Here is a 5,158-nt window from a genome sequence, read left to right as displayed (position 1 = left end):
GATAATATATCCAGTAATAGTTTATAAGAAGCATATTTTTTTCTAAAAATAAATTGGTAAATTTATCTTGATGTAATTCTACTAGCACATCAGGTCAATTATTAAAATTGTAATACAATCTAAAAGTATTAAAAAAACTATAAAAAACCTTGATAATAATATATTACGAAAACTAATTGCTAGTTCTTACTTTTTCATGTTTTTATCAGTTTCATTTGATCGTTACTTAAATAACGAGATATTAACAATTATTATAAATAGAATAGGCATTATAATATTAACAATAAATACTTTACTTTTTCTAGGTTGTAAGGTAATTCAGTTACTTACGAAGAAAATATATAATTACAAGGAGGCTCCTTAAACGTCCTCTAACATAGTATTTACAACGGTTAACAAAAGATATGTGAACCGTCGCAAGATACTAGAAACGTTAGGTGAAATTCTTTAAAATAGGCATAAGTAATAAATGGGGGTTAATTTTGAGAGTTGAAGATATATTAGTAGAAAATCTAGGTGAAAATAAGTATTTTAACTGTGAGAAAGTTTTTATTAGAGGTTCTTATGCATTAAATATACAGAATGAATATTCAGATCTAGATATTATAGTAGTATCAAGTGACTTTAGTGGCTTAGACATTATTACTAGGAAAAAGCTTTTACAGAAGAGTTTTGATGTTAAATTGAAATTGAAAGTAGATGCAATATGCCTGACTCTCGATGAATTTATGTGCATTTTCAAAGATTTCAAAGATATTTTGGAAATAGATGAATTATATGAGGTGATTTTATGAAAGAATTTTTAGAAGTATGTTTAAAAGATGGGCTAGAACATTATAATAAATTGTTAAAATCTGAACCAAAGCAACGTCAAATTAAGGAACTTTGCGAATTTGCATTTTTACTTGAGGACATACAGCAAAGTGCTGCTTTGAAAAGTGAAGATAATGTATTGTTATCAAGATTTATAAAAAATATTGCTAGTAGGGTGTATGTTGTTGATAAAATATTCTATTTTCATAGTCTATACAAGTTACCCCAAGAATTTTATAATGCTGATTCAATTAAAGTTGGACGAGCAACCTATAAAGTAAATATTGATATAAATATTATGAGGCTACAAATGAGAGAAGGCATGGTACATGGTAGTTCAGAAGATGAGTATTTTTTTACAAGAGGTGATACTGGATTAGTTCGTGCAATGAATAACCTGCTTGATCATTGTGATGAAATAGAATTATTAGTACCTGCTTTCTATACTGTGCTTAATTACTTGCAAGCAATGATTGAATATCTACAGACAGAACCTAAATTGTACAAGGATGAAGCTGATAATTTAGCCATTAAGTGTTTAAGTATTGTTAAGAGATTTGTAGGAAAACAAGGAATGACAACACATATAGAAAATAACTTTCAGTTAAATTCATTTTTAATCTCAACAATATATAAGTGCGAAGAATATTATGAAGAAGAGCTAAACTTCGTAAATAAAGAAATAGGAGATCTTAGCGATTTAAAGTCTGTTACTAAGAAAATATGGGCATACTTTAGTCTTGTGAGTATTAATTTTCAAGAATTCAAGGATAACTTTCCAATTGATTTTAAGGAAGAGTTCATAGACAAATATATTGAGTTTAAACCTATTGAAAAAACGATACTACTTAGAAACTGCGTTGCATTACTAAGCAGTAAAGGAGGAGTTGATTTGACAGGTTTAAGTATCCCTGTTTGTGAAGAGTTTGAGATTAATGAGTGGTTCACTATGAATAATTACTTCAATGGTTATGGGGAGCATATATCAGTTGAATTAACAAAAGGCGATAAAGAGAAAGTTCTAAATTATAACGATAATGAGCTTAGAAATGCAGTTGCTCAAACAATAATTAATATTGATAAATCAGTAATAGACAGAGAGAACGCAAAGCCCCATGGTGTATATGAAATATCAGATATGGAATTGCCTATCAAAAAAGGGAAGTTTGAAAGTACCCATTATCTTTGCATGCCTTTTAAATCTGGGCGTGAGATTAAGAATAAGGTGACCGAAGATGTATCTTATCAAATATATAGACCGTTTGCTAATTTCGGTAGTAAAGCTGTTGTCGTTTTTGTATCTCCATGTGAAGGAACAGAACCATTCTATAATGCAATAAAGCGTGCAATTGCAAATTTAAATTGGACAATATATACACTGATGGGTGATGACTTAATAAAATTATTAAAATATAACTCTGTTATATAATACTGAATGGTTTAACTTCACCTAACACTGTTTTTGGTGTGTCTTGCAAGTCATAGTTTGCTTACCAGTGAAAGTCTAGTCATGGTAATTACCAGAGAGCCATGTAGCAGGCTCCCAGTGCATTGAGGTGACTTAGTGTGCTGAAGCGGAGTAACCTCCTGAGAAGGGAGAGCAAAATAGCAGTCCGTAACATAAAGTGAATTCTGCAGCGTCGTAATGTTAACCCGAAAGGAACAAAGGAAAGCCGAGCCACTCAAATACTGGTGAAGGCCATGGAAGATGGGAAGAATCTGGAGAATCACCATCGAAGAATTTCTCGGCGTAGGGGAAGCGGAATGTTATGAAAGTAGACTATGAAACAAGAGAGGTCTCACATAGTCGATACACCATAAATATCGTAATTTCTGATATAAGTACCGAAGAAGGTAAAGACAACAAAACTTTATCTAGGGAAGGACCTCTACTTCAACCAAGCTAAGCGGGAAGGAAAGTGATAGTGCATGCCAATAAAAGGCCAACAACACTCAATAGAAAAGTCACGAATACTTCAGCGCAAGCTATATCTAGCGGCCAAGAGGAATAAAAATCGCAGATTTCATGCATTATATGACCGCATATATCGCCCAGATATATTATGGAGGGCATGGATAGAAGTAAAGAAAAATGGAGGAAGTGCAGGAATAGATGGTATATCGATAGAAGAAATAGATAAAGGAGATGTAAAAGCATATCTAGCTAAGATAAAACAAGAATTAGAACAAGATACATATAAACCACAACCAGTCCTAAGAGTATACATACCAAAATCTGATGGCAGTCAACGTCCATTAGGAATACCAACAGTAAAAGATAGAATAATTCAACAAGCCAGTAAGATAGTGATAGAACCAATCAACGAAGCCAACTTTCTAGAGACATCCTATGGATTTAGACCCAAGAAAAGTGCAACACAAGCCATAAAAGCAATCAAAGGAGCCTTAGTAAGAGGGTGGTGGGTAGTAGATTAGTAGATTTAGACATAAGAAAATACTTTGACAACATAGACCACCAAATATTAATGTCCCTAATAGAAAGAAAGATAAGTGATAGAAGAGTAATAAAAGTGCTAAAAAGATGGTTAAAAGCAGGAGTAATAGAAGAAGGGAAATATACGCCAACCAATATAGGTTCACCGCAAGGTGGCGTAATTAGTCCATTACTAGCAAATATGTATCTACATGCACTAGATAAATACTGGGAAGAACAATTTAAAGAATTAGGTCAAATATTCAGATATGCAGAAGATGCAGTAGTAGTATGCAGAACAGAAAAGCAAGCAAGACAAGCCTTAGAAGTCATAGAACGAATAATGAAGAAACTAAAATTAATGCTACATCCAGATAAAACAAAGATAGTAAACATTGAAAAAGAAGGGTTTGACTTTCTAGGATTTCATTTTCATAAAATGAAGTCAAAGAGAACAGGAAAATTAGTTCCATATGCATGGCCATCTGCAAAAGCAATGAACAAAATGAGAGATACAATAAGGGACATAACAGGCAGAAACAATCTAAGAAAGACAATGCAAGAAATAGTAGATAAACTAAACCCAATAAAAAGAGGTTGGAGAAACTATTATAGTACAGGTAACTCAACTAAGAAATTTCAAGATTTAGACCGATATGTTAGAAAAAGACTACTAAAAATGCTAGCAATACATCTAAAGAAAAGACGAAAACATAGGAAAGAAACAATACAAAAGTGGCTTGAAAGAGCAAGACTAGAATACTTCTATCCACAAAGAATATGCAGAACATAAGACTTGAGAGCCATAGAAGAAGGTTGTCGGAAAGTCGTATGAGGGAGAACCTCACGTACGGTTTGAAGTGGCGGGGGCTGGAGACGGGCTTATAGTACCGCGCCAGACCTCGACCCTACCGCAAGGGTGCCTAGAGAAAAGTTTATAGGATCAAGCCTGTCGGTACCACATTCCTTCACTGGGTGCGAGCACCATCTACGAAGTCAAGCTCTGTTGGTCCAGTTCAGGAACATCGCAAACACGAGACGTTAGCTGAAATCCTAAAGTAAAAGACTACTGATTATAAAGGACTAGGAAAAGAATTACTATCGCAATAGTAGAATATTGTGAGAGAAAAATTATTTGTATAAATGGAGGGATTTATATGGAATTTGAAGAGTTGAGATTAAAAGCAAAGAATACATTAAACGAAAGAAGACTTTCAAGAATGGCTACTGCTGGAACCGTTGCAGCTGCAATACTTACTGATAAAGGAAATGTCTATGTAGGCGTGTGCATAGATACACCTGCATCAATGGGATTTTGCGCAGAGCATGCGGCTATTGCAGCTATGGTTACAGCAGGAGAATCACGTATTGTAAAGTGTGTAGCTATAGGTGTAGATGATGAGATAGCATGCGCACCTTGTGGAAGATGTAGAGAATTTATAAATGCAATTGATGATGAGAATTATAAATGCGAAGTTTTATTGGAGGATGGTTCAATCACTACAATTGGAGAATTATTGCCGTATAGACTTTGATTATGAATAACGCACTTATTACATATTATTTTTGTATTGCATAATAAAAATTTGTTTTAGGTAGTGCTGATTTTAACAATAGTGATGACGGACTCCAGCTAACAAAGTGTCCCCGTTCGTTGTGCCAACAGGTAGTCAAGCCTTCGAAGAAGCCACAACACACCTTTTAGCCTCATGAATGCGCTAAAAGGCGCCGGGGACACGTAGACGTTATCTGAAATCCCTAAAGGCAATGTAGACTATTAACATAAAAATAAATAAAAAAGAAATAGAAAATCCCAAATTAAGAACGAATTAGATAAATCATATAAGTTCTATCACGTGACACATGAATTATTCATATACAATCAGATAAACAGGAATTTGCAAATTGGTT

The 5,158-nt window shown here is 33.7% G+C and carries 6 protein-coding genes; all 6 read left to right on the top strand.

Going from position 1 to position 5,158, the window contains the following annotated elements; genetic code table 11:
* Nucleotides 1-482 precede the first annotated feature (482 nt).
* The 6 genes from HNR33_RS22515 to HNR33_RS22490 all read left to right on the top strand — a co-directional run bounded on the left by HNR33_RS22515 (nt 483) and on the right by HNR33_RS22490 (nt 4,782).
* Complete coding sequence (locus HNR33_RS22515) at nt 483-794, top strand: nucleotidyltransferase domain-containing protein (protein WP_429088252.1); 312 nt, start codon at nt 483-485, stop codon at nt 792-794.
* Entirely contained in the window at nt 791-2,242 is a 1,452-nt protein-coding gene (locus HNR33_RS22510) for a hypothetical protein (protein WP_429088250.1), read from the top strand. The genes HNR33_RS22515 and HNR33_RS22510 overlap by 4 nt, the downstream gene beginning before the upstream one ends.
* Nucleotides 2,243-2,582: 340 nt before the next feature.
* The gene (locus HNR33_RS22505; protein WP_429088249.1) at nt 2,583-2,720 is read left to right on the top strand and encodes a hypothetical protein; all 138 of its coding nucleotides are present in this window, start codon (nt 2,583-2,585) and stop codon (nt 2,718-2,720) included.
* A gap of 22 nt (nt 2,721-2,742) precedes the next feature.
* Nucleotides 2,743-3,249 carry a reverse transcriptase domain-containing protein gene (locus HNR33_RS22500; protein ID WP_429088246.1) on the top strand — a complete coding sequence of 169 codons (507 nt, stop codon included), beginning with the start codon at nt 2,743-2,745 and terminating at the stop codon, nt 3,247-3,249.
* Nucleotides 3,234-4,040, top strand: a complete 807-nt coding sequence (locus HNR33_RS22495; RefSeq protein WP_429088243.1) for a reverse transcriptase domain-containing protein — start codon at nt 3,234-3,236, stop codon at nt 4,038-4,040. The genes HNR33_RS22500 and HNR33_RS22495 overlap by 16 nt, the downstream gene beginning before the upstream one ends.
* 364 nt (nt 4,041-4,404) lie before the next feature.
* Entirely contained in the window at nt 4,405-4,782 is a 378-nt protein-coding gene (locus tag HNR33_RS22490) for a cytidine deaminase family protein (protein WP_429088241.1), read from the top strand.
* The last annotated feature ends 376 nt before the right edge of the window (nt 4,783-5,158 follow it).

The organism is Brassicibacter mesophilus (assembly GCF_050433385.1).
Taxonomy (GTDB): Bacteria; Bacillota; Clostridia; order Tissierellales; family Proteiniboraceae; genus Brassicibacter; species Brassicibacter mesophilus.
Note: the sequence above shows the minus strand (reverse complement) of the source record. Positions and strands in the feature narration are given on the sequence as shown.